The sequence below is a fragment of the Albidovulum inexpectatum genome, from assembly GCF_002927635.1.
Classification (GTDB): domain Bacteria; phylum Pseudomonadota; class Alphaproteobacteria; order Rhodobacterales; family Rhodobacteraceae; genus Albidovulum; species Albidovulum inexpectatum.
On sequence record NZ_PRDS01000001.1, the window covers coordinates 276284 to 299500 of the forward strand.

At 65.6% G+C, this 23217-nt stretch carries 27 protein-coding genes and 1 riboswitch; of the genes, 10 read left to right on the forward strand and 17 right to left on the reverse strand.

Features of this window, described 5'->3' with window-relative positions:
• Nucleotides 1–2 precede the first annotated feature (2 nt).
• Together LV82_RS01405 and LV82_RS01410 are read right to left on the reverse strand one after the other, a co-directional pair.
• A complete protein-coding gene (locus tag LV82_RS01405) occupies nt 3–860 on the reverse strand; it encodes a substrate-binding domain-containing protein (protein ID WP_104068917.1) in 858 nt (285 codons plus the stop codon).
• A gap of 186 nt (nt 861–1046) precedes the next feature.
• The gene (locus LV82_RS01410; protein ID WP_146065112.1) at nt 1047–1250 is read right to left on the reverse strand and encodes a hypothetical protein; all 204 of its coding nucleotides are present in this window, start codon (nt 1248–1250) and stop codon (nt 1047–1049) included.
• 102 nt (nt 1251–1352) lie between these two features.
• Between LV82_RS01410 and LV82_RS01415 the strand changes: the two genes are divergently transcribed.
• From LV82_RS01415 to LV82_RS01425, 3 genes are read left to right on the forward strand one after another with little or no spacing between them, the layout of a single operon-like run.
• On the forward strand, nt 1353–2066 hold the full coding sequence (locus LV82_RS01415; RefSeq protein ID WP_342750166.1) for a 5-oxoprolinase subunit B family protein: 714 nt from the start codon (nt 1353–1355) through the stop codon (nt 2064–2066).
• Complete coding sequence (locus LV82_RS01420) at nt 2063–3088, forward strand: 5-oxoprolinase subunit C family protein (RefSeq protein ID WP_104068920.1); 1026 nt, start codon at nt 2063–2065, stop codon at nt 3086–3088. The genes LV82_RS01415 and LV82_RS01420 overlap by 4 nt, the downstream gene beginning before the upstream one ends.
• Nucleotides 3085–3858, forward strand: coding sequence for a LamB/YcsF family protein (locus LV82_RS01425; protein WP_104068921.1), 774 nt, complete (start codon nt 3085–3087; stop codon nt 3856–3858). Before LV82_RS01420 ends, LV82_RS01425 begins: the two co-directional genes overlap by 4 nt.
• 7 nt (nt 3859–3865) lie before the next feature.
• Here LV82_RS01425 and queF read toward each other — a convergent pair whose 3' ends face one another.
• The 7 genes from queF to miaB form a co-directional block, all read right to left on the reverse strand.
• Complete coding sequence (queF, locus tag LV82_RS01430) at nt 3866–4330, reverse strand: preQ(1) synthase (protein ID WP_104068922.1); 465 nt, start codon at nt 4328–4330, stop codon at nt 3866–3868.
• 32 nt (nt 4331–4362) lie between these two features.
• Complete coding sequence (gene metK / locus LV82_RS01435) at nt 4363–5529, reverse strand: methionine adenosyltransferase (protein WP_104068923.1); 1167 nt, start codon at nt 5527–5529, stop codon at nt 4363–4365.
• A gap of 6 nt (nt 5530–5535) precedes the next feature.
• Nucleotides 5536–5584, reverse strand: a riboswitch (SAM-SAH riboswitch).
• 35 nt (nt 5585–5619) lie between these two features.
• Complete coding sequence (gene lnt / locus LV82_RS01440) at nt 5620–7149, reverse strand: apolipoprotein N-acyltransferase (protein WP_104068924.1); 1530 nt, start codon at nt 7147–7149, stop codon at nt 5620–5622.
• Nucleotides 7150–7155: 6 nt separating this feature from the next.
• The gene (locus tag LV82_RS01445; RefSeq protein ID WP_104068925.1) at nt 7156–8043 is read right to left on the reverse strand and encodes a hemolysin family protein; all 888 of its coding nucleotides are present in this window, start codon (nt 8041–8043) and stop codon (nt 7156–7158) included.
• Nucleotides 8044–8084: 41 nt separating this feature from the next.
• On the reverse strand, nt 8085–8600 hold the full coding sequence (gene ybeY, locus LV82_RS01450) for an rRNA maturation RNase YbeY (protein ID WP_104068926.1): 516 nt from the start codon (nt 8598–8600) through the stop codon (nt 8085–8087).
• A complete protein-coding gene (locus tag LV82_RS01455) occupies nt 8584–9600 on the reverse strand; it encodes a PhoH family protein (protein ID WP_170063328.1) in 1017 nt (338 codons plus the stop codon). Before LV82_RS01455 ends, ybeY begins: the two co-directional genes overlap by 17 nt.
• 131 nt (nt 9601–9731) lie before the next feature.
• Complete coding sequence (gene miaB, locus LV82_RS01460) at nt 9732–11048, reverse strand: tRNA (N6-isopentenyl adenosine(37)-C2)-methylthiotransferase MiaB (RefSeq protein WP_104069272.1); 1317 nt, start codon at nt 11046–11048, stop codon at nt 9732–9734.
• Nucleotides 11049–11221: 173 nt separating this feature from the next.
• On the opposite strand from miaB, the gene LV82_RS01465 reads away from it, so the two are divergent.
• On the forward strand, nt 11222–12100 hold the full coding sequence (locus LV82_RS01465; protein WP_211289155.1) for a hypothetical protein: 879 nt from the start codon (nt 11222–11224) through the stop codon (nt 12098–12100).
• A gap of 22 nt (nt 12101–12122) precedes the next feature.
• Here LV82_RS01465 and irrA read toward each other — a convergent pair whose 3' ends face one another.
• The gene (irrA, locus tag LV82_RS01470; protein ID WP_104069273.1) at nt 12123–12566 is read right to left on the reverse strand and encodes an iron response transcriptional regulator IrrA; all 444 of its coding nucleotides are present in this window, start codon (nt 12564–12566) and stop codon (nt 12123–12125) included.
• Between the two features lie 135 nt (nt 12567–12701).
• On the opposite strand from irrA, the gene fabA reads away from it, so the two are divergent.
• From fabA to LV82_RS01485, 3 genes are read left to right on the forward strand one after another with little or no spacing between them, the layout of a single operon-like run.
• Entirely contained in the window at nt 12702–13211 is a 510-nt protein-coding gene (fabA, locus tag LV82_RS01475; protein WP_104068929.1) for a bifunctional 3-hydroxydecanoyl-ACP dehydratase/trans-2-decenoyl-ACP isomerase, read from the forward strand.
• A 25-nt stretch (nt 13212–13236) separates the two neighbouring features.
• Entirely contained in the window at nt 13237–14466 is a 1230-nt protein-coding gene (gene fabB / locus LV82_RS01480) for a beta-ketoacyl-ACP synthase I (RefSeq protein WP_104068930.1), read from the forward strand.
• Nucleotides 14467–14470: 4 nt separating this feature from the next.
• Nucleotides 14471–15259, forward strand: coding sequence for an enoyl-ACP reductase FabI (locus tag LV82_RS01485; RefSeq protein ID WP_104068931.1), 789 nt, complete (start codon nt 14471–14473; stop codon nt 15257–15259).
• 30 nt (nt 15260–15289) lie between these two features.
• Here the strand turns inward: LV82_RS01485 and LV82_RS01490 are convergent, their stop codons facing one another.
• The 6 genes from LV82_RS01490 to LV82_RS01515 all read right to left on the reverse strand — a co-directional run bounded on the left by LV82_RS01490 (nt 15290) and on the right by LV82_RS01515 (nt 19111).
• Nucleotides 15290–15655, reverse strand: a complete 366-nt coding sequence (locus LV82_RS01490) for a DUF1491 family protein (RefSeq protein ID WP_245873028.1) — start codon at nt 15653–15655, stop codon at nt 15290–15292.
• Nucleotides 15652–16566: a GTPase Era gene (era, locus tag LV82_RS01495; RefSeq protein WP_104068932.1), complete on the reverse strand. Its 915-nt coding sequence runs from the start codon at nt 16564–16566 to the stop codon at nt 15652–15654. The genes LV82_RS01490 and era overlap by 4 nt, the downstream gene beginning before the upstream one ends.
• 102 nt (nt 16567–16668) lie before the next feature.
• Nucleotides 16669–17355, reverse strand: a complete 687-nt coding sequence (gene rnc / locus LV82_RS01500; RefSeq protein ID WP_104068933.1) for a ribonuclease III — start codon at nt 17353–17355, stop codon at nt 16669–16671.
• A gap of 4 nt (nt 17356–17359) precedes the next feature.
• A complete protein-coding gene (gene lepB, locus LV82_RS01505; protein ID WP_104068934.1) occupies nt 17360–18133 on the reverse strand; it encodes a signal peptidase I in 774 nt (257 codons plus the stop codon).
• 78 nt (nt 18134–18211) lie between these two features.
• Nucleotides 18212–18628, reverse strand: a complete 417-nt coding sequence (gene acpS, locus LV82_RS01510; RefSeq protein WP_104069275.1) for a holo-ACP synthase — start codon at nt 18626–18628, stop codon at nt 18212–18214.
• A 39-nt stretch (nt 18629–18667) separates the two neighbouring features.
• Entirely contained in the window at nt 18668–19111 is a 444-nt protein-coding gene (locus LV82_RS01515; protein ID WP_104068935.1) for an ion channel, read from the reverse strand.
• Between the two features lie 105 nt (nt 19112–19216).
• Here LV82_RS01515 and smpB point away from each other — a divergent pair, with 105 nt between their 5' ends.
• The 3 genes from smpB to LV82_RS01530 all read left to right on the forward strand — a co-directional run bounded on the left by smpB (nt 19217) and on the right by LV82_RS01530 (nt 21834).
• Nucleotides 19217–19690: an SsrA-binding protein SmpB gene (gene smpB / locus LV82_RS01520; RefSeq protein WP_104069276.1), complete on the forward strand. Its 474-nt coding sequence runs from the start codon at nt 19217–19219 to the stop codon at nt 19688–19690.
• Between the two features lie 97 nt (nt 19691–19787).
• Nucleotides 19788–20639, forward strand: coding sequence for a 3-mercaptopyruvate sulfurtransferase (gene sseA, locus LV82_RS01525; protein WP_104069277.1), 852 nt, complete (start codon nt 19788–19790; stop codon nt 20637–20639).
• A gap of 13 nt (nt 20640–20652) precedes the next feature.
• Nucleotides 20653–21834, forward strand: a complete 1182-nt coding sequence (locus tag LV82_RS01530) for an amino acid aminotransferase (RefSeq protein WP_104068936.1) — start codon at nt 20653–20655, stop codon at nt 21832–21834.
• 86 nt (nt 21835–21920) lie between these two features.
• Here the strand turns inward: LV82_RS01530 and LV82_RS01535 are convergent, their stop codons facing one another.
• Nucleotides 21921–23210: an ammonium transporter gene (locus LV82_RS01535; RefSeq protein WP_245873055.1), complete on the reverse strand. Its 1290-nt coding sequence runs from the start codon at nt 23208–23210 to the stop codon at nt 21921–21923.
• Between the last annotated feature and the right edge of the window lie 7 nt (nt 23211–23217).

Consider the following 23217-nt stretch of genomic DNA (forward strand, 5'->3'; position numbering starts at 1 on the left):
TCTCAGCGCTCCAGATCCGCCATGCGCGCGGCAATCCCGTCAAACAGCGAAGGGTCGGCCGGTTCGAACCCGTCAAGCTGAAGGGCAGACAATGCCCGTTGTCCCTCGGGCGTTTCGGCCATGGTCAGCAATGCCTTGCGCAGCGCCTCGACCGGCTCGGCCCCCGCCGATCCGGCCCGCGCGCAGATCGGCGGGAATCCCAGCCATTCCGACCGGGCAATGACCCGCGTGCGCTCTGTCAGGGACGGTTCGATCTTCGCCAGCGCCTCCCAGACATATCCGTCCACGCTGCCCGAGCGCGTCAGCCCGTTCGCCACGGCCCGCACCACGTTGCGATGGCCATAGGTAAAGATCGCGCGGGCAAAGAAGGTTTCGACCCGTTCGCCCATCCGACGAAGATCGGTAACGGTCACGAGATAGCCCGAATTCGAATCCGGGTCCGAAAAGGCATGCAGCGCGCCGCGCAGATCCGGCAACCCGGCGGCCGGATCATCGGCCCCGGCGATCAGATAGGATTGGTAAAGCGACCGCCCACGCCAGACGGGAACGGCTACCAGCTCCAACGCACTTGCGTGCTGCAGATAGGGATAACCGCACAGCCATGCCGCATCCAGTGCGCCTTCCAGCAGCAGTCCGGTGACTTCTTCGTAGGTCCGGCGCTGGACCAGTTCGATTTCGCGCCCCATCAAGCGTGACAGGGCCAGCCGCAGACCATCGATCACCGCCGCGTCGTTGTCCAGGAAAACCGGCGTCAGGCCCAGGCGGAAGATGCCGGCGGCACGCGCGGGCCGCACCGGGCTGACGACCAGGGCCGCCACCGCTGCGCCAAGAACCCGCCGCCGGGTAAAGGTCTCGTCCATCAGCGCGCTCCTCCCCTCGCCTTGGGCCATTCTCGTCTGGACCGCGGCCCACCCGGGTCATCCGCGCGTGTCGACACCCGGGACCGGCAGAATAGCCCGAGGCCTGGCATCGGGCAAAGCGGTTTCCCGGCGCGGCAAGGCGTGCAGCCCGGCGCACGATACCGACCCGCGCGCCTGACACCCGCATCAGGCCCGAAGCCCCCCGAAGCCCCGAATGAATACCCGCGTGACGGCCCAGGATGGCACTTCCCGCACCGCACCCAAACCGATCTGCCCCTGCCAATGCGCATGAATGCCGGGCGAGGCGCGATGGTCGCGCGCAAGCCCCCAGCGATGGCCGCGAAAATCGCGGATGAAATCCGCGGCAAAACCTGCCAAGACTGTGGGCACGATGCCCGGCCGGAAGATCCAGGACAGCCCAGTGCGATGAGTTCACCGCCCAGCTCCTCCCCTTGTCATCTGCCTTCCACGGATGGTCGTTCATGGCCACGATTGGCGCCTCTGGGCGTCGATGGGCTGCTGGTCAGCTTTGGCGATCGGCTTGGGGAAACTGCAAATCGCGCGGCGCTTTCCTTTCGCGCGGCGGTCCAGTCTGCCGGATTGCAAGGGCTGGCCGAAACCGCCGCCAGCCTTGCCTCGGTCTATCTGCGGTTCGACCCGGAAGGATTCGACCCGGCGAAAGCCGAACAGGCCGTTTGCGCCTTACTGGCGTCGCGCGACTGGTACGGCGCCGAGCTGCCCAAGGGGCGGCGTCTTTGGCGTATCCCCTGCATCTTCGATCCGGCCCTTGCCCCGCAGCTGGCCGAGGCCGCGCAGGCGGCCGGCATGACGGTCGAAGCCGCGATCCGGTCGATCACGCGGACCCGCCTGCGCGTGCAGACCATCGGCTTTGCGCCCGGCCAACCCTATCTGGGCGAACTTTCCGCGGAATGGGACATCCCGCGCCAGACCCGGCTGACCGACCGCGTGCCCGTCGGCGCGCTGTGCGTGGCGATCCGGCAGATGGTGCTGTTTTCCGTATCGACTCCGACCGGGTGGCGTCATGTCGGACAGACCGCCTTTCGCGCCTTCCGGCCGGATTCGGATCAGCCATTCGTGCTGCGCGCCGGAGACGAGGTGCTTTTCGTCCCGGCACCAGCCGAAACCTATCCGTCCCTGTGCGAAAGCGGCCCGGACGGAGGCGCCACGGTGGAGCCGATCGCATGAGCGGCCTGCTTGTCCTGCGCGCGGGCCCCGGCATGACCGTCCAGGACATGGGCCGGCCGGGCTACATGGAATTCGGCCTTTCGCGCGGTGGCGCGATGGACAGGCTGGCCCTGCATGAAGGCGCGGCGCTTCTTGGGCATTCGCCCCGGCTGGCGGCCATCGAGATGGCCGGCATTGGCGGCGAGTTCGAAGCCATGCGCGACCTGCGGATCGCCTTGACCGGCGCGCCGATGGCCGCGCGGATCGACGGCGCTGCAGTTGCGTGGAATGCCTGCCACAAGCTGCCACGGGGCGCGCGCCTGACGATCGGTTCCGCAACGAAGGGAGTCTATGGCTATCTGTCCGTGGGCGGGGGGATCGACACCGGGATCTTCCGGGGGTCGCGCTCGGCTCATCTTGCCGCCGGGATCGGCGCGCCGGTCGCGGCGGGCCAGATACTAGCCGTGGGCGATGACCCGACGCCCGACAGGGTGGGTCTTGGCCTGCGCCCGGCCGATCGCCTTGGCGGCGGGACCGTGCGCATGGTCGCCGGACCGCAGACGCATCTTTTCGATTCCGACACGCTGAGGCGCTTTACGGAAGAACCCTTGCGGCGGGACAATCGCGGCAACCGGATGGGGCTGCGTCTGCTGCCCGACGGGCCGGGCTTTGGCAGTGCCGCGGGGCTGACGATCCTGTCGGAAATCGTGATTCCGGGCGACATCCAGATCACGGGCGACGGCACGCCCTATGTCCTGATGGCCGAATGCCAGACGACCGGCGGCTATCCCCGGATCGGAACGGTCCTGCCTGCCGATCTGCCCCGGATCGCGCAGGCTGCGCCGGGGACGGTCCTGCGGTTTGCGCTTGTCGACCGGGCGGCGGCCATCGCCATCGAACGCGCCGAACGCGCGCGGATCGGGAAACTTGCCCGCCAGACATTCCCTTTGCTGCGCGATCCGGCGACAATCCCGGACCTGCTGTCCTATCAGCTGATCAGCGGTGTGACCGCTGGCGATGAACTGGAAGGCGACCGACAATGATCCGTTCCATTGATCTGAACGCCGACATGGGAGAGGGCTTTGGCCCCTGGAAACTGGGCGACGACGATGCCCTTCTGGATATCGTCAGCTCGGCCAATATTGCCTGCGGAATGCATGCGGGCGACTGGGACACGATGGCGCGCACGATGCGCATGGCCGCCGAACGGGGCGTCGGCATCGGCGCGCATCCCGGTTTCGCCGATCTGCAGGGCTTTGGCCGGCGGCGGATCGACATGCCAGTCGCCAGCATCGCCAACCTGGTGGCCTATCAGGTCGGCGCGGCGCGCGGGATCGCGGCGGCCTGTGGCGCACGGCTGCGCCATGTCAAGCTGCACGGGGCGCTGGCCAACATGGCCGCGACCGATGAAACGCTGGCGCAGGCCTGTTTCGAGGCGGCGCTGAAGGCCGCGCCGGGCATCACGATCATGGCCATGGCGGCCACCGCTCAGGCGCGCGCGGCGCAGGAACTGGGCTGCCCGACCGCGTTCGAGATCTTCGCCGATCGCAGCTATGAGGATGACGGCACGCTGATGGACCGCCGTCGGGCCGGGGCCGTCATCCATGACCCCGATCGCGCCGCGGACCGTGTCCTGCAGATGCTGGACACGGGCGCCATCATCACGCATGGCGGCGGGCGCATCCCCTGCCGGATCGACACGATCTGCCTGCACGGGGACACACCCGACGCCTTGCGAATGGCCGAAACGATCGCCGCGCGGCTGACACGGGCCGGTATCGCGATCAGGCCCTTTCCCGAGGCGGTCGGCTGATCAGCGCCTAGCCGCGGCCGCGATAGGGGGCGACGCCCTGGTCGGGAATCCACGCCCCTTCGGGCGCGGATCCCGTCTGCCAGAAGACGTCGATCGGAATCCCGCCACGCGGATACCAATAGGCCCCGATCCGCAGCCAGACCGGGTTCAGCAGATCGACCAGCCGCTTTGCAATCTCGATCGTGCAGTCTTCGTGAAAGGCGCCATGATTGCGAAAGGAATGCAGGAACAGCTTCAGACTCTTGCTTTCGACCAGCCATTCGCCGGGAATGTAGTCGATCACGATATGGGCGAAATCGGGCTGACCCGTCAGCGGACACAGCGAGGTGAATTCCGGCGCGGTGAAGCGCACGACGTAATTCAGGCCCGAATTCGACGCGGGCACCTTTTCAAGGATTGCCTCCTCGGGCGATTTCGGCATCTCGGCCTTGGCACCCAGCTGGGTCAGGCCGGAAACATCGGTCTTTGCCATCTTCTTCTCCCCAAATGGCTTGGGCGGCAGCCTTAAACGGCCTTGCGCAGGGCTTCGACAAGGTCCAGCCGTTCCCAGCTGAAGCCACCATCTGATTCGGGCTCACGGCCGAAATGGCCATAGGCGGCGGTGCGTTCATAGATCGGCCGGTTCAGGCCCAGATGCGTGCGAATGCCGCGTGGGGTCAGGTCCATCACCTGCGGGATCGCCTGTTCGATTCGCGCGGCGTCGATCTCGCCCGTGCCATGGGTGTTCACATAGATCGACAGGGGGTGCGCCACGCCGATCGCATAGGACAGCTGCAGGGTGCAGCGCCGGGCCAGACCGGCCGCCACGATGTTCTTGGCCAGATAGCGTGCCGCATAGGCCGCCGAGCGGTCGACCTTGGTCGGGTCCTTGCCCGAGAACGCCCCGCCCCCATGCGGCGCGGCGCCGCCATAGGTATCGACGATGATCTTTCGCCCCGTCAGGCCGGCATCCCCGTCCGGCCCGCCGATCACGAACTTGCCCGTCGGATTGACATGCCAGACGGTCGCGTCGGTCAACCAGCCTTCGGGAAGGATCTCGCGGACATAGGGTTCGACGATGGCGCGCACGTCCTGCGACGTCAGGTCCGGGTTCAGATGCTGGGTCGAAAGCACCAGCGAGGTCACCTCGACCGGGCGGCCGTCCTCGTAGCGAATCGAAAGCTGCGTCTTGGCGTCGGGGCCCAGGTCCGGGGCCTCGCCGCTCTTGCGCGCCTGCGCAAGACGACGCAGGATCGCGTGGGAATACAGGATCGGGGCGGGCATCAGTTCGGGCGTTTCGTCCACGGCATAGCCGAACATGATCCCCTGATCGCCGGCGCCTTCGCCCCGGGCTTCGTCACCATCGACACCGCGGGCGATATCGGCCGACTGGGCATGCAGGTAGCTGTCCACCTTCATGTTTGCCCAGTGGAAACCATCCTGTTCGTAACCGATGTCGCGCACGCAGGCGCGCGCGATTTCCTCGACCCTCTGGATCACGCTGGCCGGCCCGCGCACCTCGCCACCGATCACGACGCGGTCTGTCGTGGCAAAGGTTTCGCAGGCCACGCGGGCATTGGGATCCTCGGCCAGGAAGGCATCGAGAACCGCATCCGAGATACGGTCGCAGACCTTGTCCGGGTGGCCCTCCGAAACGCTTTCGGAGGTGAAGACGAAGTTGGGACGTGCCATGAAGAGTGCTCCATTGAATGATCCCCGCCACGCCAGGAAGCCGTTGTGGCGGTTCGATGAATGTCTGGTTATCGGCCGAACCGGGTCGGGTCAATGGACCTTTGCGCTGCGCCGCCATGCAAGGGCCGCAAGCAAGAACGCCAGCAACGCGCCCATGGGCCAATCGCCCATGCGCGAATATGGCGTGGGCGGCAGCGCCGCCGGAACAGCAACATCGATCGCGCCGATCGCGCCCAGGGGAAGGGCGTCGATCACCCTGCCCCTGCCGTCAATCGCTGCGCTGATGCCGGTATTGGCCGCACGCAACAAGGGAAGTCCCTGTTCGATCGCGCGCAGCCGGGCCTGTGCCAGGTGCTGATACGGACCGGCGATCTTGCCGAACCAGCCGTCATTGGTGACCTGCAGGATCCAGTCGGGCCGATCACCCGCGGCGCGCACGTCCTGGGGGAACACGGCCTCGTAGCAGATCAGCGGCAAGACCCGGCCGGCGCGGCCCAGATCGATCAGGCGCGGCCCCGGGCCGGGGCTATAGCCATTCCCCTCCTGCGCGGCGAAGGCCGTCAGACCGAACGCGGCCAGCGCATCGCCCAGGGGCACATATTCCCCGAAGGGCACCAGATGCCATTTGTCGTAGACATCGATGACACGCCCCGCACCGTCGGCAAAGGCAAGGCTGTTGTAGAACCGCGCGCCGATCTCGCGCTGGATGCCGACGGCAACGGGCACGCCACCCGTGGCGCCGGCCAGGCGTTCGAAGAACGGCTCGGCCCCGTCCAGCAGGAAGGGCACGGCCGTCTCGGGCCAGACGATCAGGTCCAGGGCCACGGCCGAGGGTTTCGCGCTCAGCGCCATCTGGCGATCGAGGAACAGACGCCACATGTCGGCGCGCCATTTCAGATGCTGCTCGGCATCCGGCTGGACCAGACGAACATGGATCGGTCGATCGCGCGGCACTTCCGGCAAAGCCAGCCGCCACAGGCCAAGAGACCAGCCAAGCGCCAGAACCGCAACGGACGGGATGGTAACGAGCCCGCGCATGGACCAGTCGCGCGCCCCAAGCGGAAGAATCACGACAGCAACCGTGAGCACGCTCAGCCCCACCGGCCCGAACCAGGCCGCAAGCTGCGCCACCGGCGTATCGATCCAGACATGACCGATCAGGGCCCAGGGAAAGCCGGTCAGCACATAGCTGCGCGCCAGATCGGCCAGCCCGAAGCCCAGCACCAATCCCATCGCGCGGCACGCCCGGCCCGGCCAGAGGGCAGACATCCACCCCGCAAAGGCCCAGAACAGCGCCAGACCCGTTGCCGTGAAAACCAGCGCAAAGGGCGCCATCCAACCATAGGTGTCGGGATCGACAAGGAACGGCTCGACGATCCAGAACATCGCAGCGGCAAAATGGCCCACGCCGCCCGCCCAGCCCAGCCAGGCGGCCCGGACCGGGCGCGTCTCGGCCAGGATCAGTACGGCCAGGGCCCCAAGGCCGATCAGAGCCAGCCACCAGGCCCCCCAAGGTGCCTGCCCCATGGCGATGCCTGCGCCACACAGGATTGCGCCCAGCAATCGTGCCGCCGGGGGCCGCGCATCGCGACGAAAAGGGGCGGACAGACGCGCGATCATGGCCGATCAGGCAGAACCCTTGGGCAAACGCACGCGGATGCGCTTGATGCGCCTGGGATCGGCCTCGACGATCTCGAATTCGGCGCCGCTTTCGTGCGGGATCACCTCTCCGCGCGCAGGTACGCGGCCCAGCAGCATGAAGACCAGCCCGCCCAGCGTATCGACCTCGTCCTCTTCGTCCTCGTCGGCAAGGCGCAGGCCGATCTCGGCCTCGAACTCGGACAATGGCGCGCGCGCCTGAACCAGGTACTGGCCGGGCTTTTCAAGCTGCCACATCGCATCGTCGGCGGTGTCGTGCTCGTCCTCGATCTCGCCGATCACGGTCTCGATCAGATCCTCGAGCGTCACCAGCCCGTCCACACCGCCATATTCATCGATGACCAGCGCCATGTGGATGCGGTCGGTCTGCATCTTCTGCAGCAGGACGCCGATCGGCATCGATGGCGGCGCATACAGCAGGGGCCGCAGCATCTTGCGCAACACGAAACGCGGACGCGGATTGGCAAAGCCCTGCTGCAGCGCCAGGTCCTTGAGATGGATCAGCCCCAGCGGCGAATCGAGCGTCCCCTTGAACACCGGCAGACGGGAAAAGCCGCTTTCGCGAAAGGCCTCGACGACCTCTTCAAGCGTCGCAGTCACCGGCACGGCAACGATCTCGGCCTTGGGGATCGCCACGTCGCCCACCCGCATCCGCCGCAGGTTGCCGATGCCGGGAAGAAGCTGGGCGCCCGGATCGCGCGTTTCGTCATGCGATCTCTCGGTGCTTTCGGATTCGGTCGGTTCGGAATGCGTGAAGGCCTCGATCAGGCGGCCGAAAAAACCGCGATGTTCGTGACTTTCGGTTTCGTCATGCGCGTCATGCGCCACGCTAGAGCCGTCAGAGGTTTCGCCCATCGTTCCTTTCCATCCATTCCGGGGCCTTGCGCGACCCCGGCTCAATCCCCTGCGTCATATGGGTTCGCGATCCCCATCTTGGCAAGTATCCGCACTTCGGTCGACTCCATCAATTCGGCGTCGCCATCGCGCACGTGATCGTAACCCAGAAGATGCAACAGCCCGTGGACCAGAAGATGCGTCACATGGTCCTGCATCGTCTTGCCCTGTTCGGCCGCCTCGCGCGCGCAGGTGTCCCACGCGATGGCGATATCGCCCAGCTCCACCCCCATGCCGAATGGGTCGGGCGCGATCGGCGCGGGCAGGGCGCCTTCCTCTTCGGCGCCGCGTTCTTCGGCCGGCCATGACAGGACGTTCGTCGGTCTTGGCTTGCCCCGGAAATCGGCGTTCAACTGCGCGATGCGTGCATCGTCACAGCCAAGCAGGCTGATCTCGACGCCCGCCTCCGGCAGGCCCAGCTCGGCCAGGGCGATGCGCGCGACGCGTTCGGCCAGATCCGGCAGACCCAGCGTCTCCCAGCGCGCGTCCTCGATGACAGTATCAACCAGTGGCTCCATCCTCGGCGTCATACGCCTCGATGATGCGGGCGACAAGCGGATGACGCACGACGTCGCGCGCCGTGAAATAATTGAAGCTGATGCCGTCCACTTTGGACAGGATGCGTTCGGCATCGGCCAGGCCAGAAACCTGCCCCCGCGGCAGATCCACCTGACTGCGATCACCCGTGATCACCATGCGCGACCCTTCGCCCAGCCGCGTCAGGAACATCTTCATCTGCATGGTCGTCGCGTTCTGGGCTTCGTCCAGAACCACAAAGGCGTTCGACAGCGTCCGCCCCCGCATGAAGGCAAGCGGCGCGATTTCGATGCGCTTCTCCTCCATCAGCTTGGCCAGTTGCTTGGCCGGCAGAAAGTCGTTCAGCGCGTCGTAAAGCGGCTGCATGTAGGGATCGACCTTGTCCTTCATGTCTCCGGGCAGAAAGCCCAGACGCTCGCCCGCCTCGACCGCGGGGCGCGACAGGATGATCTTGTCCACATGCCCGCCGATCAGCATGGTCACACCGACGGCAACGGCCAGATAGGTCTTGCCCGTTCCCGCCGGCCCGATACCGAAAGCCATCTCGTGGCGGAAGAGATTGCGCACATAGGCTTTCTGCGCCTCGGTCCGGGGTTCGACATGCTTCTTGCGGGTGCGGATCTCGAACTGGCCCGCGGCGAACATCTCCAGCTGCTGATCCAGGGTGCCGCCCATATCGGGTCCGCCGCCCAGCCGGATCGCGGCATCGACCGCGCCGGCATCGACGGGCCGACCGGTTTCAAGCTTTTCATACAGCGATTGCAGGACCTGCGCGGCCTGGGCGCGGGCATCCGCCGGTCCGACAACGGCGACCTGATTGCCCCGTCGCAGGATATGGACACCCAGCTGATGCTCGATCTGGGCCAGATTGCGGTCAAACTCGCCGCAAAGGTCGATCAGCAATCGGTTGTCGGAAAATTCCAGAAGGGTTTCATGCAGATCCTCTGGATTCGGCGGCGGGGTCAAGGCGCTGATGCCCAAGCAAGTCTCCTTCAGTCAGGCGTCCTGGGCCAATGGTGCCCCCGTCTTGCCTGCAAGGCAAGCCCGTCAGGGCCGCACCGGCCCGGGAAACAGGGAATCCGCCGAAGGTCACACCAGCATGACACCGCGCGTCAGATCAGCTCTCCCGCCAGCGAATGCGGCGCCGATGCGGTGATGCGCACGCGACGGATCTCGCCCACGGCGGCGTCGGTCACGACATGCACCGCATAGAGGTGATCGGACTTGCCGACCATCTGACCCGGCAGGCGACCGGGCTTTTCGAACAGAACCGAAACCTCGCGCCCGACCATGGAATCCTGGGTCTCACGCTGCTGTTCGGACAACAGCGCCTGCAGCTGTTGCAACCGCGCATCCGCGACCTCGGGCGCAACCGGGTCGCGCTCGGCAGCGGGCGTGCCGGGCCGGGCCGAATACTTGAACGAATAGGCCTGGCCATAGCGGACGGTGCGCACCAGATCCATCGTCGCCTGGAAATCCGCGTCCGTCTCGCCCGGGAAACCCACGATGAAATCGCCCGACAGGACGATATCGGGCCGGGCCGCGCGGATCCTTTCGATCAGGCGGACATAGCCTTCGGCCGTGTGCTTGCGGTTCATCGCCTTCAGGATACGGTCCGATCCCGACTGCACCGGCAGATGCAGATAGGGCATGAGCTTGTCCACCTCGCCATGCGCCGCGATCAGGTCGTCGCTCATGTCGTTGGGATGAGAGGTAGTGTAACGGATCCGCTCCAGACCATCGATCTGGGCCAGTTCGCGCACCAGCCGCGCCAGCGTCCAGTCGCCATCGGGACCGGCGCCGTGATAGGCATTGACGTTCTGGCCCAGCAGCGTGATCTCGCGCACGCCCTTGTCCACCAGCGCTTGCGCCTCGCGCAGGATGCGATCGACCGGACGCGACACTTCCGCGCCGCGCGTATAGGGCACAACGCAGAACGAACAGAACTTGTCACAGCCCTCCTGCACGGTCAGGAAGGCGGTCGGGCGGATAGTCCTGGCCGGGCGTTCAGGCAGATGGTCGAACTTGTCCTCGGCCGGAAAGTCGGTATCGACCGGACGCTCGCCGCGTTCGGCCGCGCGCGTCAGCCGCGGCAAGCGGTGATAGCTTTGCGGCCCCACGACAAGATCGACGATCGGCGCGCGACGCATGATCTCTTCGCCCTCGGCCTGGGCGACACAGCCCGCGATGCCGATCTTCAGATCCGGGCGCGCGGCCTTCAGCGGCTTGAAACGGCCCAGTTCCGAATAGACCTTCTCGGCCGCCTTTTCCCGGATATGGCAGGTGTTCAACAGGATCAGGTCGGCCTCTTCGGGCCGGTCGGTCGTGACATAGCCCTCGGCGCCCATGGCTTCGGCCATGCGCTCGCTGTCATAGACATTCATCTGACAGCCATAGGTCTTGATGAAGAGCTTCCTGGTCTGGGTCATGTCATACCTCCGGGGCCGGACCCGCGGCATGTAACGCAAACTGGCCCGCGCTTCAATCGCAACACGCATTGCGCGACCGTCGGTGGCCGTTTGCCGCCCCTTGCATTCGACCGCGGCCTGCCCGACCTTGGCCCCGCCCCGCCGGATGGACGCGCGCAACGATCAGGATCGCAATGACGGGAACAATGTTCGCTTCGCTGGACGATTTCGTGGCCAAGGGGCGTGCCCATCTGGCGCGTGGCCCCGTGGCGTTGGTCTTTGTCGAGGACAGTGTGGAAATTGCCTCGACCCTGCTGCACCTCTCGCGGTCGGGTTTCCGCGCGATCATCGCATTCGTGCCCGCGCCGATCGCGCTGCCCGAGGCCGTGGGGTCGCTTGCCATCCGGGTGACGCACGACACCCTGACGCCACGCGCATGGGTTCACACGGTCAACACCGTCATCGATGCCGCGCCGGCGGGAACCTGGCTGCACTACTGCTTCAACGCGGAATACCTTTTCTACCCTTTCTGCGAGACCCGCAGCGTGGGCGAGCTGCTGACCTTTCATGCCGAGGAGCGGCGCGACGCGATGCTGACCTATGTCATCGATCTCTATGCGCGCGACCTGTCGGCTCACCCCAACGGCGTCAGCCGGGAAGAGGCCATGCTGGATCGCACCGGGTATTACGCGCTGGGGCGAAACGACCCGGTCACGGGCCAGCCGCTGGATCGTCAGCTGGATTTCTTTGGCGGTTTGCGCTGGCGGTTCGAGGAACACATCCCACCCGCCCGCAGGCGCATCAGCCGCATCGCGCTGTTTCGGGCGCAAAAGGGCCTGCGCCTGCAGGCCGACCACACGTTCAACATTCAGGAATACAATACCTATTCCTGCCCGTGGCATCACAACCTGACCGCGGCGATCGCCTCGTTCCGGGTCGCCAAGGCGCTGCGCACCAATCCAGGCTCACGCCATGATATCCACAGCTTTCTTTGGAGCCATTCGGTGCCGTTCGAATGGTCATCGCGTCAGCTGATGGAGCTGGGCCTGATGGAGCCCGGCCAATGGTTCTGAATGCCGCGCCCCGTCGCGCCGGTCAGGTGCGGCGCAGGCGGATGACGACATCGACGCGCGACAACTCGGCCCCGTCGGGCAGGCGCGGAAGACGCGCGATCTCGAGATCCTCGGCGGGTGCATCGACCAGACGGCCTTCGTCCTCCCAGAAGAAATGGGGATGGTCGTCAAGCCGCGTGTCGAAATAGCTGCGCGACCCGTCAACGGAGATCTCGTGGATCAGGCCCGCCTCGCAAAAGGCCCGCAGCGTGTTGTAGACCGTCGCCAGCGAGACCTGTTCACCCGCGGCATGGGCGGCGGCATGCAGGCTTTCGGCCGTGACGTGCCGGTCCTGCCCGTCGCCAACCAGCAGCGCGGCCAACGCCACCCTTTGCCGCGTCGGGCGCAGACCGGCGCGCGAAAGCCACGCCGTGCCCCGACGGGCGGCATCATTACTGATCGCGTCTTTTTCGAATGCGTCGCTCATGTCAATCATATAGGCCGACAACGCTGTCTTTTTCAACAAGCCGGGCGTCGGGACGACATCGCGCTGCAGCCTTGCCCTGTGGCCGAAACGGGTGATAGAGGGGGCAGCAAGTTGGTGGCGAGAGGGACAGGCCATATGGCGAACTATCCGACCCGGTTTGACAAGGAAGACCTGCTGAAATGCGCGCGCGGCGAGTTGTTCGGCCCGGGCAATGCCCAACTGCCCGCGCCGCCGATGCTGATGATCGACCGCATCACCGACATTTCGGCCGATGGCGGCGAACATGGCAAGGGCCACGTCGTCGCCGAATTCGACATCACGCCGGACCTGTGGTTCTTCGAATGCCATTTCCCCGGCAACCCGATCATGCCCGGTTGCCTGGGCCTGGACGGGCTGTGGCAGCTGACCGGCTTCAACCTTGGTTGGCGCGGATGGAAGGGACGTGGCTACGCGCTGGGCGTGGGCGAGGTCAAGCTGACAGGCATGGTCCGGCCCGACCGCAAGCGGCTTACCTATCATGTCGATTTCACCAAGGCGCTGCAGACGCGCCGACTGACGATGGGCGTGGCCGACGGCCGGGTCGAGGCCGACGGCGAGACCATCTATCTGGTCAAGGACATGAAGGTCGCCCTGTCCGAAAGCTGACACAACAGACAGAAGGAGAGCGCAGATGCGCCGCGTCGTAATCACGGGGATCGGGATCGTCTCGCCCATCGGCAACAATGCCGAAGAGGTCGAGGCCAGCCTGCGCGCCGGCCGGTCCGGCATCGTCTTTGCGCCCGAATATGCCGAACATGGCTTCCGCAGCCAGGTCCACGGCAAGCCGCAGATCGTACTGGAAGATCACATCGAAAAGCGCGACCTGCGCTTCATGGGGCCCGGCGCGGCCTACAACTTCATCGCCATGCGCCAGGCCATCGAGGATTCGGGGCTCGAGCCGAACGAGGTCTCGAACGAACGCACGGGCCTGGTGATGGGTTCGGGCGGGCCGTCCACCTCGAACTTCTTCCAGGCGCATCAGATCGTGATGGAAAAGGGCAGCCCCAAGCGGATGGGCCCCTTCATGGTGACGCGCTGCATGTCGTCCACCAACTCGGCCTGCCTTGCGACGCCGTTCAGGATCAAGGGCGTGAACTATTCGATCACCTCCGCCTGTTCGACCAGCGCGCATTGCATCGGCAACGGCGCCGAGCTGATCCAGATGGGCAAGCAGGACATCGTCTTTGCCGGCGGCGGCGAGGAGCTGGACTGGACCCTGTCGTGCCTGTTCGACGCGATGGGCGCGATGAGCTCGAAATACAACGACGCGCCGCAGACCGCCTCGCGCCCCTTCGACCGCAACCGCGACGGATTCGTCATCGCGGGCGGCGCGGGCGTCGTCGTGCTCGAGGAACTGGAACATGCCCGTGCCCGGGGCGCCAAGATCTATGCCGAGCTGACAGGATACGGCGCGACCTCGGACGGGTATGACATGGTTGCCCCGTCGGGCGAGGGCGGCGAACGGTCGATGCGGCTGGCCTTGTCCACCCTGCCAGCCGACCGCAAGATCGACTACATCAACGCGCATGGCACCTCGACGCCCGTCGGCGACACGACCGAGATCGAGGCGATCCGCCGCGTCTTCGGCCGCGGCAGCACGCCGCCGGTATCGTCGACCAAGTCGCTGACCGGCCACAGCCTGGGCGCGACCGGCGTGCACGAGGCGATCTATTCCCTGCTGATGATGCAGGGCAACTTCATCGCGGCTTCGGCCAACGTGTTCGAACTGGACCCCGCCATCGACGAAGGCGAGATCGTCACCGAACTGCGCGAGGGGGTCGAACTGGATTCCGTCCTGTCGAACAGCTTCGGCTTCGGCGGCACCAATGCCACGCTCGTGATGAGCAAGTTCCGGGAGTGAACCGATGGCCGATCTGATGAAGGGCAAGCGCGGGCTGGTCATGGGCGTGGCCAATGACCATTCCATTGCATGGGGCATTGCGCGCGCCTTGGCCGGCGAGGGGGCCGAACTGGCCTTCTCGTATCAGGGCGAAGCCTTCGGCAAGCGCGTCCAGCCGCTGGCCGCATCGGTCGGGTCGGATTTCCTTGTCGATGTCGATGTCACGGACGAGGCAAGCCTCGACGCCTGCTTCGATGCACTCGCACGGCGTTGGGGACGGATCGACTTCCTGGTCCATGCCATCGCCTATTCCGACAAGAGCGAACTGACGGGCCGCTTCATCAACACGACCCGCGACAACTTCAAGCGGTCGCTGGAAATCTCGTGCTTTTCCTTCATCGACGTCGCAAGGCGCGCCAGCGAGCTGATGCCCGAGGGCGGGTCGCTGATCACGCTGACCTATGCGGGATCGAACCGGGTCACGCCGAACTACAACGTCATGGGCGTGGCAAAGGCCGCCCTTGAAAGCGCCACGCGCTATCTGGCCAATGACCTTGGGCCGCAGAAGATCCGCGTGAACGCGATCAGCCCTGGCCCGATGCGGACGCTGGCGGGCGCGGCGATCGGCGGCGCGCGCGCGACCTATCGCCATACCGAACAGAACGCGCCCTTGCGCCAGAATGCCACGCTTGAGGCCATCGGCGGCACGGCGGTCTATCTGTGCTCGGATTACGGTTCATGCACGACGGGCGAGATCATCCATGTCGATGGCGGCTTTCACGTCCTGGGCATGCCGCAGCAGGAAAACCTGTGAGGCCGGCCGGGCCCTCAGTCGGCCAGTTTCTCAATCGGCCAGGCCCTCTTCGTCCAGCAGCGCGCGGCCGTCGCGCGATTCGACCTCGATCGCCCACAGATCGGGATCGAACCGTGCCTGACGGGCGATGGCCTCGTCCACCTCGGCCTCTGCTCCCTCGGCCAGGACGACCCAGGCGCGCGCGCCCGTCATCAGGTCAAAGGACCGGTGGTATAGCCTTGCCCGACCGTCGAGCGTTGCGACCTTGACCACGATCGCGCCCGCCGTCGGGTCCCCCCTGCGCAGCACATAGGCCGGCAGATTGGCGGCCTGAAGCCGCGCCAGATAGGCGCGGACCCAGAAATCCGATGTCAGTCGTGCCGTCACGGGATCCCCGCCATTGGCGACGCCTGTCATCCGTCGCGGCCCTCGTCGTAATCAAGGCCCATTTCGTCGAAACGCTCGCGCTCTTCCTGCCAGTTGGGCCGCACGCGCACCTGAAGGAACAGGTGCACGGGACGGCCGAGGAATTCCATCAGCTCGGCCCGGGCCAGCTGGCCGATCGTCTTGATGGTTTCGCCCCGGTGGCCCAGAACGATGCCCTTGTGGCCATCGCGCGCCACATAGATCACCTGGTCGATACGCACCGAGCCGTCCTTGCGTTCCTGCCAGCTTTCGGTCTCGACCGTCAGCTGATAGGGCAGCTCTTCATGCAGGCGCAGGGTCAGCTTTTCGCGCGTGATCTCGGCCGCGATCATGCGCAGCGGAAGATCGGCGATCTGGTCCTCGGGGTACAGCCACGGCCCTTCGGGCAGCTCGCGCGCCAGCCACGCCTTGAGATCCTGCACGCCGCGCCCCTTCTCGGCCGAGATCATGAAGGTGCGTTCGAACGGGAAGGCTTCGTTCAGTTTCTGCGACAAGGGCAGCAGGGTCTCGGGCTTGACGCGGTCGATCTTGTTGATGGCCAGGACCACGCGTTGATGCGGGGCAAGTCTTTCGCGCAAGGTGTCGATGATTTCCTGTACGCCGGGCGTCAGCCCGCGATGGGCCTCGACCAGCAGGACGACGATCTCGGCATCCGTGGCGCCGCCCCAGGCCGCGGCCACCATGGCACGGTCCAGTCTGCGGCGCGGACGGAACAAGCCCGGCGTATCGACGAAGATGATCTGGCTCTCGCCCTCGATGGCGATGCCGCGAATGCGGGTGCGGGTCGTCTGCACCTTGTGCGTGACGATCGATACCTTCGCCCCCACCATGCGGTTGAGCAGGGTGGACTTGCCCGCATTGGGCTCTCCGATAAGGGCGACGAATCCGGCGCGTGTGGTCATGGTTGTCGATGTTCCCGGCTGATCAGAAGCGGGGTTTACCCCAAAGCCGGCCGCGCGGCCAGCCCGTTCCTGCCCCATCCGCCCACAGGGGCATGCACCGGCTCAGGCGCCCTTCTGTACCTGCGCCAGCAGGGCCTGCGCCGCTGCCTGTTCGGCGGCGCGCTTCGACCGCGCCTCGGCCCGCGCGCTGCGCCCATCCTGCAACTCGGCCTGAATGGTGAAGGTCGGTTCGTGGTCCGGCCCTTCGCGGTTGACGACCTGGTAGCGCGGCGGCGTCATGCCGCGGGCCTGCGCCCATTCCTGCAGCGTCGTCTTGGCATCGCGGGCGTCGCTTTCGACCTGACCGATCCGATCGCCCCAGAGACGCAGAACCATGTCGCGCGCCGCTTCGAAACCCGCATCCAGATACACCGCCGCGATGACGGCCTCCATCGCATCGGCAAGCAGCGCCTCCTTGCGCCGACCGCCCGACATCATCTCGGACCTGCCAAGCTTCAGAACCTCGCCCAGACCGATTTCATGCGCCACGGCGGCGCAGGTTTCCTTGCGCACCAGCGCGTTGAAGCGTGGGGCCAGCTGGCCTTCGGTCGCCTGACGGTCGGCGGCCAGCAATGCCTCGGCCATGACCAGGCCCAGGACACGATCGCCGAGGAACTCCAACCTCTGGTTGTCGGGTCGCGAGGGCGTGGACAGCGAAGCATGGGTCAACGCCCGGGTCAGCAGCTCGGGGCGGCGGAACTGATGCCCCAGCCGGCGGGAAAAGGCGGCAATGTCGGCTGACAGCTTCACCGGTCTATTCCACCGCCTTGAAGAATCTGTCGGGGCGCCATGTCCAGAAGAAGAAAAGCGACCGCCCCGCCGACGAAAACATGATGCGGTCCGCGCGGCCGATCAGGTATTCCGCCGGAAGGAAGCCCACGCCATTCGGCCGGGCAAAGCGACTGTCCTGGCTGTTGTCGCGGTTGTCCCCAAGAAAGAAGTAATGCCCGGGCGGAACGGTAAAGACCGGGGTATTGTCCGCAAAGCTGTCGCGGATGTTCAGCACGTCATAGCTGCGCCCGTTGGGCAGGGTCTCGCGCTTGCGTTCCTTGATGCAGATGCCCCCGATACCCACCGGATCATTGGCACATTGCGGGATGTTGCGCTGAGACCCCTGGGGCTCCTTGATCTCCTCGAACAGGCCGGCATCCTCTTGCGGCAGAGCCTGGCCGTTCAGATAGACGATCCCGTCGCGCAGCTGGATCGTGTCTCCCGGCAGGCCGATCACGCGCTTGATGAAATCGGCGCCCGTTCCGGGGTGACGAAAGACCACGACGTCGCCGCGCTCGGGCTCGCGTGCGAAGATTCGTCCCTCGATCGGACAGATCGCAAAGGGGCAGGAATAGCGGGAATAGCCATAGGCCATCTTGTTGACGAACAGGAAGTCGCCGATCAGCAACGTGTCCTTCATCGAACCGGACGGAATCCAGAAGGGCTGGTAGAACAGCGTGCGAAAGACGCCCGCGATCAACAGCGCCCAGATCACCGTCTTGATCGTCTCGACGATGCCTTCCTTCTTTTCCGCCATGTCAGCCTGCCCCGATCCTTGGTTGCGGTGTTTCATGGGCGCGCCGGACAGGAAAAGTCAAGCACGCGTCGCGTCACATCATGCCCGCATGTCCGAAGCCAGGGGCCGGGCCTCGATCAGCACGAAGGCCTGCGCCCAGGGATGGTCGTCAGTCAGGCTGACATGAACGATCGCCTCGTGCCCGGGCGGAGTCATCTCGGCCAGCCTTCTGGCCGCCCAGCCGGTCAGCCGCATCACCGGCTGCCCCGTCGGCAGGTTCGAGACGGCCATGTCCCGCCACGCGATGCCCATGCGCAACCCGGTGCCCAGCGCCTTCGAGCAGGCTTCCTTGGCGGCCCATCGCTTGGCGTATGTGCCGGCCTCGTCATGGCGCGATGCCGCCTTGCGCTGTTCTTCCTCGGTAAAGACCCGGTTGCGGAACCGGTCGCCATAGCGCTCGAGGACCGAGGCAATGCGGTCGATATTGGCCAGGTCTGTCCCCACCCCCAGGATCATGCCGTTCTTCCCTTCTGCCTTGCGCCCGACGGCCAAGGACTAGCCCCGCTTGCGGCGGGTTTCCAGCTGGCGCACCCGCACGTTGCGCATGATCTCGACCAGCATCGCGGTCAGAAAGCCCATGATCAGCAGACCGTTGGCCGCTGCAAGCCCCCCAAGAAGCCGCCAGTCCACCGGCAAGAGGATGTCGCCAAAGCCCAGCGTCGTGAAGGCGACCAGCGCGAAATAGACCGCCCCCTCCATCGTGGCGAACAGGCCCAGAAGTCGAAACGCGATCGCCCAGATCCAGACCGAGGCCGTGATCACGCCCAGCACCCAGACGACCGCGACCCCAAGCCCGATCGAAAGGCGCAGGCCGTGCGGTTCGCGCAGGAACCAGTCCTGGGCGCGCAGCATGGCGGTCTCGACCGCCCAGAAGGCCAGCCCGGCGACAAATACGGTCAAAAGGATCAGTCCGGTTCCGACGGCAAGCTGCAGGATCATCGTTTTCCCTTTCCCACGATTCAGGATACGGGCAGACCCGCACAAGCAAAAGGGCGCGTGGGCTCTATGGACACCGCGTTCGCGCTGACCTATCTGATGCGGGCCATGGCCGAGAAACTGAACCCCAATTACAAGATCATCGCCGAGAACCGCCGCGCGCGCTTCGACTATTTCATCGAGGACGACCTCGAGGCAGGCATCGTCCTGACCGGCTCCGAGGTCAAGTCGCTGCGATCGGGCCAGTCGAACATCGCCGATTCCTATGCCTCGGTCGAGGATGGCGAGCTATGGCTGATCAACGCCTATATCGCCGCGCTGCCCCATGCGGGCATCTTCAATCACGAAGAACGCCGCAAGCGCAAGCTGCTGGTCAAGAAGCGCGAACTGGCACGCCTGTGGGCGGCGACCGCGCGCGAAGGCATGACGCTCGTGCCCTTGGTGATGTATTTCAACCACAAGGGCATCGTGAAGCTGAAGATCGGCATCGCCAAGGGCAAGAAGAAGGCCGACAAGCGCGAAACCGAGGCCAAGCGCGACTGGAACCGCCAGAAGCAGCGCCTGCTGAAGCAGCACGGATAGGCCAGATCGGCCTTGCGAAGCCCCCTGCCCGCCGGTTAATGCAAGGGCAGACTTGTCCGGCGCCACCACAGGCGCCCGCGCAGCAGGGGGGCCGCCCATGTCCGCTGACGATCCCAGAACGCTGGTCTCGACCGACTGGCTGGCCGCGCATCTGAAGGATCCCGACCTTCGGATACTCGATGCTTCCTGGTATCTGCCCGACATGGGCCGTGATGCCCGCGCGGAATACGAGGCCGCGCATATTCCCGGTGCCCGCTTCTTCGATATCGACGAGATTTCCGATCACCGGTCATCGCTGCCGCACATGGCCCCGCCACCCGAAAAGTTCGTCTCGCGCATGCGGGCGATGGGTGTGGGCGATGGGCACCAGGTGGTGGTCTATGACGGCGCGGGGCTGTTTTCGGCCGCGCGCGTTTGGTGGCTGTTCCGCCTGATGGGCAAGACCGATGTCGCGGTGCTGGACGGCGGTTTCCCCAAATGGCAGGCCGAGGGCCGCCCCGTCGAAGACATGCCTCCGGTCTTGCGTGATCGCCACATGACGGTCAGCCGCCAGGCGCAACTGGTCAAGGATGTCACGCAGGTCGCGGCCGCCTCGAAACTGGGCGATCACGAGATCATCGATGCCCGCAGCCCCGAACGCTTTCGCGGCGATGTGCCCGAACCGCGCCCGGGGCTGCGCGCGGGCCATATTCCCAATTCGCGCAACGTGCATTACCGCACCTTGCTGAATGCCGACGGCACGATGCTGCCGCCGGACGAGCTGCGGCGCGTCTTCGAGGCCGCCGGTGTCGATCTGAACAAGCCCGCGATCACGACCTGCGGGTCGGGCGTGACCGCCGCGATCCTGAACCTTGCGCTGGAACGCATCGGCAAGCGCGACCATGCGCTGTATGACGGATCCTGGGCCGAATGGGGCATGTATGGCGACCTGAAGGTCGCCAAGGGATAGCAGGAGCAGACAGATGCTGGGCAATCTGAAGCCGCAGGCCGTGGACAAGATCCTGATGCTGATGGGCGAATTCCGCGCCGATCCCCGGCGTGACAAGATCGACCTGGGCGTCGGGGTCTATCGCAACGCGCAAGGCGTGACCCCGATCATGCGCGCGGTGCACGCCGCCGAGGAACGTCTGCTGCAAACCGAAACCACGAAGACCTATACCGCCCTGACCGGCGAGCCGGGCTTCAACGCGGCGATGGCCGAACTGGTGCTGGGCCAAGGCTACCCGGCCGATCGCCTGGCCTCGGTCGCCACGCCCGGCGGAACGGGCGCCTGCCGCCAGGCATTCGAGCTGATCCGCATGGCCTCGCCCGATGCCACGATCTGGGTTTCGGACCCGACCTGGCCGAACCACCTGTCGATCCTTCGGCATCTGGGCATGAAGGTCGCCCTGTATCGCTATTTCGATACCGAAACGCGGGGTGTCGATTTCGCCGGCATGACCGAGGATCTTGCGGCCGCACAGGCGGGTGACGTGGTGCTGCTGCATGGCTGCTGTCACAACCCGACCGGTGCGAACCTGAACCTGGACCAGTGGGAACGGATCGCCGACCTTCTTCAGCGCACCGGCGCGACGCCGATGATCGACATCGCCTATCAGGGCTTCGGCGACGGGCTCGAAGAAGATGCCGCGGGCGTGCGTCTTCTGGCCCAGCGCCTGCCCGAAATGCTGATCGCGGCGTCCTGCTCGAAGAATTTCGGCATCTATCGCGAACGCACCGGCGTCCTGATGGCGCTGTCCGATCCCGCCCATCGCGAGGTGACGCAGGGCAACCTGAACTATCTCAACCGCCAGAACTATTCCTTCCCGCCGGATCACGGAGCGCGGATCGTCATGACGATCCTGAACGACCCCGCCCTGCGCGCCGACTGGCAGGCGGAACTCGAAGAGGTCCGGCTGGGCATGCTGGCGCTGCGTCAGCAGCTGGCCGAAGAATTGCGGCGCCTGTCGGGGTCGGACCGCTTCGGATTTATCGCCCAGCATCGCGGCATGTTCTCGCGCCTTGGCGCCACGCCCGAACAGGTCGAGAAGATGAAGAAGGATCACGCGATCTACATGGTGGGCGATTCGCGCATCAACGTCGCGGGACTGAACGAAAGCACCGTCCCCGTTCTTGCCCGCGCGATGATCGAGGCCGGCCTGTAATTCACACCGCCCGGAACCGTGGAAACGGACAGGCCCGGACCAGATGGTCCGGGCCTTCTGCTTGCGTTTATGTAAGGTCAGCAGGGTCAGCCCTTGGCGAATTCGGGATAGGCTTCCATCCCCAGCTCTGCCGTGTCCAGGCCGACGATTTCGGTTTCCTCGTCCACGCGGATGCCCATGACCGCCCGCAGCACCAGCCACACGGCCAGCGAAACGAAGAACACGAAGACGCCGACGATCACGATCGAAGCCAGCTGCCCGGTCAGGGTCGCGTCCGGGTTGGTCAACACGACGGCCAGCGTGCCCCAGATGCCGCAGACCAGGTGGACCGGGATCGCGCCGACCACGTCATCGATCCGCAGCCGGTCCAGAAGCGGCACCGCAAAGACCACCAGCACCCCGCCCACAGCGCCGATCAGCGTCGCCGCGCCCAGCGACGGCGTCAGCGGTTCGGCGGTGATCGAGACCAGCCCCGCCAGTGCGCCGTTCAGCACCATGGTCAGGTCGGGCTTGCCATAGCGAAGCTGCGTCGCGATCAGCGCAGCCAGGGCGCCACCCGCGGCGGCCGTGTTGGTGTTCGCGAAGATCCGGCTGATATCGGCGACATTGGCTGCGGTGTCCATGTAAAGCTGCGATCCGCCGTTGAAGCCGAACCAGCCCAGCCACAGGATGAACATGCCCAGCGTCGCCAGCGCCAGATTCGACCCGGGGAAGGGATTGACCTTGCCATCCTTGTATTTGCCCAGACGCGGCCCCAGCACGATCGCCCCGGCAAGCGCGGCCCAGCCCCCGACCGAGTGCACGACGGTTGAACCGGCAAAGTCGAGGAAGCCGAAATTGGTATCCAGGAACCCACCGCCCCATTTCCACGACGCCTGGATCGGATAGATCAGTCCCGTCAGCACGACCGTGAAGATCAGGAAGGGCCACAGCTTGATCCGCTCGGCCAGCGCGCCCGACACGATCGAGGCGGTCGTGGCGCAGAACATCAGCTGGAAGAAGAAATCCGACCCGACCGAGGCATAGGTAAGATCGGTCTGCGTTTCGGCCAGCCCGACTGGTTCCAGCGATGTCGTGCCAAAGGCGCCAAGCACGTTCTGGATGGTCCAGCCGTCGCCCGGATACATCAAATTGTAGCCGATCAGGTAATAGAGGATCGCCGCGATCGAGAAGAGCGCCACGTTCTTCATCAGCTGCATGGTGACGTTCTTCTGGCGGACAAGCCCTGCCTCGAGCATGGCAAAGCCCGCGCCCATCCACATCACCAGAAAGCCGGTGACCAGGAACATGAAGGTGTTCAGGATATAGCCGATCTCTTCCATCGGCGGCGTCGTGTCCGGCGCCGCATCCTGGGCAAGTGCAGGCACGCCCATCATGGCGCCG

Bases quoted from the DNA above. Each gene is read 5' to 3' on its own strand.
- metK (WP_104068923.1), bottom strand. From the start codon at position 5,529: ATGGCACGTCCCAACTTCGTCTTCACCTCCGAAAGCGTTTCGGAGGGC.
- LV82_RS01530 (WP_104068936.1), top strand. From the start codon at position 20,653: ATGCTGGGCAATCTGAAGCCGCAGGCCGTGGACAAGATCCTGATGCTG.
- LV82_RS01445 (WP_104068925.1), bottom strand. From the start codon at position 8,043: ATGGGCGAAACCTCTGACGGCTCTAGCGTGGCGCATGACGCGCATGAC.
- LV82_RS01515 (WP_104068935.1), bottom strand. From the start codon at position 19,111: ATGATCCTGCAGCTTGCCGTCGGAACCGGACTGATCCTTTTGACCGTA.
- irrA (WP_104069273.1), bottom strand. From the start codon at position 12,566: ATGAGCGACGCATTCGAAAAAGACGCGATCAGTAATGATGCCGCCCGT.
- LV82_RS01425 (WP_104068921.1), top strand. From the start codon at position 3,085: ATGATCCGTTCCATTGATCTGAACGCCGACATGGGAGAGGGCTTTGGC.
- sseA (WP_104069277.1), top strand. From the start codon at position 19,788: ATGTCCGCTGACGATCCCAGAACGCTGGTCTCGACCGACTGGCTGGCC.
- lepB (WP_104068934.1), bottom strand. From the start codon at position 18,133: ATGGCGGAAAAGAAGGAAGGCATCGTCGAGACGATCAAGACGGTGATC.
- miaB (WP_104069272.1), bottom strand. From the start codon at position 11,048: ATGACCCAGACCAGGAAGCTCTTCATCAAGACCTATGGCTGTCAGATG.
- lnt (WP_104068924.1), bottom strand. From the start codon at position 7,149: ATGATCGCGCGTCTGTCCGCCCCTTTTCGTCGCGATGCGCGGCCCCCG.
- ybeY (WP_104068926.1), bottom strand. From the start codon at position 8,600: ATGGAGCCACTGGTTGATACTGTCATCGAGGACGCGCGCTGGGAGACG.
- fabB (WP_104068930.1), top strand. From the start codon at position 13,237: ATGCGCCGCGTCGTAATCACGGGGATCGGGATCGTCTCGCCCATCGGC.
- smpB (WP_104069276.1), top strand. From the start codon at position 19,217: ATGGCCGAGAAACTGAACCCCAATTACAAGATCATCGCCGAGAACCGC.
- LV82_RS01465 (WP_211289155.1), top strand. From the start codon at position 11,222: ATGACGGGAACAATGTTCGCTTCGCTGGACGATTTCGTGGCCAAGGGG.
- LV82_RS01490 (WP_245873028.1), bottom strand. From the start codon at position 15,655: ATGACAGGCGTCGCCAATGGCGGGGATCCCGTGACGGCACGACTGACA.
- LV82_RS01535 (WP_245873055.1), bottom strand. From the start codon at position 23,210: ATGATGGGCGTGCCTGCACTTGCCCAGGATGCGGCGCCGGACACGACG.
- LV82_RS01420 (WP_104068920.1), top strand. From the start codon at position 2,063: ATGAGCGGCCTGCTTGTCCTGCGCGCGGGCCCCGGCATGACCGTCCAG.
- LV82_RS01405 (WP_104068917.1), bottom strand. From the start codon at position 860: ATGGACGAGACCTTTACCCGGCGGCGGGTTCTTGGCGCAGCGGTGGCG.
- queF (WP_104068922.1), bottom strand. From the start codon at position 4,330: ATGGCAAAGACCGATGTTTCCGGCCTGACCCAGCTGGGTGCCAAGGCC.
- era (WP_104068932.1), bottom strand. From the start codon at position 16,566: ATGACCACACGCGCCGGATTCGTCGCCCTTATCGGAGAGCCCAATGCG.
- acpS (WP_104069275.1), bottom strand. From the start codon at position 18,628: ATGATCCTGGGGGTGGGGACAGACCTGGCCAATATCGACCGCATTGCC.
- fabA (WP_104068929.1), top strand. From the start codon at position 12,702: ATGGCGAACTATCCGACCCGGTTTGACAAGGAAGACCTGCTGAAATGC.
- LV82_RS01485 (WP_104068931.1), top strand. From the start codon at position 14,471: ATGGCCGATCTGATGAAGGGCAAGCGCGGGCTGGTCATGGGCGTGGCC.